At 68.6% G+C, this 2,477-nt stretch carries 4 protein-coding genes; 1 reads left to right on the top strand and 3 read right to left on the bottom strand.

Features of this window, described 5'->3' with window-relative positions:
• Nucleotides 1-215: hypothetical protein (locus JYJ84_RS34100; protein WP_205190089.1), on the bottom strand; the 215-nt coding region annotated here is incomplete at its 3' end.
• 60 nt (nt 216-275) lie between these two features.
• Nucleotides 276-1,121: an aldo/keto reductase gene (locus JYJ84_RS34095; protein ID WP_175223693.1), complete on the bottom strand. Its 846-nt coding sequence runs from the start codon at nt 1,119-1,121 to the stop codon at nt 276-278.
• A 166-nt stretch (nt 1,122-1,287) separates the two neighbouring features.
• Between JYJ84_RS34095 and JYJ84_RS34090 the strand changes: the two genes are divergently transcribed.
• On the top strand, nt 1,288-2,034 hold the full coding sequence (locus tag JYJ84_RS34090; RefSeq protein ID WP_011352976.1) for a GntR family transcriptional regulator: 747 nt from the start codon (nt 1,288-1,290) through the stop codon (nt 2,032-2,034).
• An 18-nt stretch (nt 2,035-2,052) separates the two neighbouring features.
• Here JYJ84_RS34090 and JYJ84_RS34085 read toward each other — a convergent pair.
• Nucleotides 2,053-2,477, bottom strand: a 425-nt coding sequence (locus JYJ84_RS34085; protein WP_205190088.1) for a CoA transferase, incomplete at its 5' end; no start/stop codon positions are given.

Genomic DNA, 2,477 nt, shown 5'->3' with positions numbered 1-2,477 from the left:
GCGGTGGTCACGGCAACGGCGGCCATGGCGACGGCGATGGCGGCGGTCACGGCAATGGTGGCCATGGCGATGGTGACGGCGGCGGTCACGGCAATGGCGGCCACGGCAATGGCGGTGGCAACGGCAATGGAAACGGCAGTGGCGGCGCCGGCAATGGCGGGGCCAACGGTGTCGGCAACGGCCATGGCACCGGGAACGGCAACAGCGGCGGTCACGGCAACGGCGGATCGTCCGGAGCCAACCACTGACCGGCCGCGTTGCCCGGCCGGGTGTCGTCAGAGCATCTCGAGCGCGCGCTTGCTGCGTGGCGGACGGAAGTACGCGTCAAGCTGCGCGCGCTCGTCATCGCTGAACATGAAATCGAGCGCGGCCCGGTTGTCGCGCACGTGTTCGATCCGCGACGCCTTCGGGATCGCGAACACCCCCGGCTGCGCGAGCACCCACGCGAGCGCGACGCGCATCACCGACACGCCGTGCTGCCGCGCGATCTCGTCGAGCGGCGAGCGCTTCGGCAGCCGCCCGTGATCGACCGGGCTGTACGCCATCGCCGGCATCCGGTGCTCGGCAAGCCACGGCAGCAGGTCGAACTCCGGGCCGCGCCGCGCGATGTTGTAGAGGATCTGGTTGGTCGCGCACGCGCCGCCACCGGCTTCATCGACGAGTTCGGCCATGTCGGCCGTATCGAAGTTGCTGACACCCCAGTGACGGATCTTGCCCGCGCGCTGCAGCGCTTCGAAGCCTTCGACCGTCTCCTCGAGCGGCACCGAGCCGCGCCAGTGCAGCAGATACAGGTCGAGGCGATCGGTACCCAGGCGCTTGAGGCTCGCATCGCACGCGGCGACGACGCCGCGTCGGCTCGCATGGTGCGGATAAACCTTGCTGACGAGGAACACATCGTTGCGCAGGCCCGCGAGCGCCTCGCCGACCAGTTCCTCGGTCGCACCGTCGCCGTACATCTCGGCCGTATCGACCAGCGTCATTCCGAGTTCGATGCCTTCGCGCAGCGCGGCAATCTCGTCCGTGCGCCGGGCCGGCCGCTCGCCCATTTCCCACGTGCCCAGGCCAAGCTTCGGAATCGTCTCGCCGTCCGGCAGGACGACCGTGGCGATCGTGTCTGTCATGCGTTCCTCGTTGCGGATGGGTGGCCGCGCACCGCGGCCCAGGCATCGAATACGACGCATCAGTGTAGTCAATCGGCGCGCCATTCACCTATTGCACGGCAAAAACCGGCTATAACGGCGCCACGTGATGACTTAGAATGGCCGCAATCAGATCGATACCCACTCCATGAAGGCATCCACGGACGACCGCTGGCAGGACCTGCGCCCCGACCCCGACAACGACACGCCGCTCTACCTGCAGCTCGCCCGCAAGCTCGGTGACGCGATCCACGACAACCGCTGGACGGCCGGTGAGGCATTGCCCTCCGAACGCGTGCTGTCCGATGCGCTCGGCGTTTCGCGCATCACCGCGCGCAAGGCGATCGCGCTGCTCGTCGAGCAAGGCCTGATTCGCCGCACGCAGGGCGCCGGCAACTTCATCCAGCCGCGCTACGAAGATCCGCTGTCGCGGCTGTCGAGCTTCAGCGAAATGCTCGAACGGCGCGGCTTCAAGCCGAGCTCGCAATGGCTCGCGCGCGAGATCCAGCCGGCGAACCGCGACGAGGTGATCCAGCTCGGACTGTCGCCGGCGGCATCGGTCACGCGCCTGAAGCGCCTGCGCCTCGCCGACGGCATCGTGATGGCGGTCGAGAATTCGACGTTTCCCGCGACGCTGATCCCCGATCCGCAGGCGATCGGCGGTTCGCTGTACAGCTATCTCGAAGCGCGCGGCACGCCGATCGTGCGCGCGCTGCAGCATTTCCGCGCGGTCAACGCGACCGACGAGATCGCCGAGCAGATGGGCATCGCACCGCACGACGCATTGCTGCTGATCACGCGAATCGGCTATACGTCTGACCAGCGCGCGATCGAACTGACCGATACCTACTGCCGCAACGACTACTACGACTTCGTCGTCGAGCTGCGCAAGTAACGTAAGCCGCGCCGCCGCTCACAGCCAGCGCGCATCGTCGGTGCCGAGCGGCACGGGCGGGCGCGTCAATGCAGGCGGTGTCACCGACAACCGCTCGGCCGGCCGCACCGCGTCGAGCGTGCCGAACGGCGACGCGATGCGCTCGATCCGGTCGCGCACGTCGGTGTGCGCGAAATCGGGTGCCTGCAAGCCGTCCGGCACGATGCCGAACGACTGCAGCCAGCGCCCCGTCTGCGCGAGCGACAGTCGCACGTGCCAGCTTCCCCCTTCGCGCGCCCGGCGCGCGAGCGCGATCATCGCGCCGAACGCCGCGAGATAACCCGTCGCATGATCGAGCGCCTGGCACGGCAGGTGGCGCGGCCCGTCCGCGTGCGCGGCCTGCTGCTCTCGCCACGCGATCCCGCTCGCCGACTGCACGAGGCTGTCGAAGCCGCGCCGCTGCG

The sequence above is a fragment of the Burkholderia sp. LMG 13014 genome (genome assembly GCF_905232215.1).
GTDB lineage: Bacteria > Pseudomonadota > Gammaproteobacteria > Burkholderiales > Burkholderiaceae > Burkholderia.
This window is presented reverse-complemented; position numbering and strand designations above follow the sequence as displayed.

What these genes read in the sequence shown, in the direction of transcription:
- JYJ84_RS34090 (WP_011352976.1), top strand. Translation starts at nt 1,288, where the DNA reads ATGAAGGCATCCACGGACGACCGCTGGCAGGACCTGCGCCCCGACCCC.
- JYJ84_RS34095 (WP_175223693.1), bottom strand. Translation starts at nt 1,121, where the DNA reads ATGACAGACACGATCGCCACGGTCGTCCTGCCGGACGGCGAGACGATT.